The 230-nt window shown below is 77.8% G+C and carries 1 pseudogene; it reads right to left on the bottom strand.

Going from position 1 to position 230, the window contains the following annotated elements:
* A pseudogene (locus tag KVS67_RS13715) lies at nucleotides 1-230 on the bottom strand (hypothetical protein); the annotation flags it as partial.

Here is a 230-nt window from a genome sequence, read left to right as displayed (position 1 = left end):
GCTCACGCTCTTGAGGCTACCCGCTGGGTTGGACGTCGGTCCGCGCGCGCGGTCGAACGGGGCCGTCAGCAGGCGGTCGACGCCCTCGTGCGGCCCCGCGCGGAACGGGCCGACGCGCACGTCGGCCCGCCACTGCAGCGGCAGCAGCAGCGCGCCGGCGACCAGCTCGGCCGGGGTGAACCACGTGTCGTCCGCGCCGGTGGCCTTGCGCCTCTGCCCGGGGCCGAGGC

The organism is Micrococcus sp. GbtcB5 (assembly GCF_019091605.1).
Classification (GTDB): domain Bacteria; phylum Actinomycetota; class Actinomycetes; order Actinomycetales; family Micrococcaceae; genus Micrococcus; species Micrococcus luteus.
Note: the sequence above shows the minus strand (reverse complement) of the source record. Positions and strands in the feature narration are given on the sequence as shown.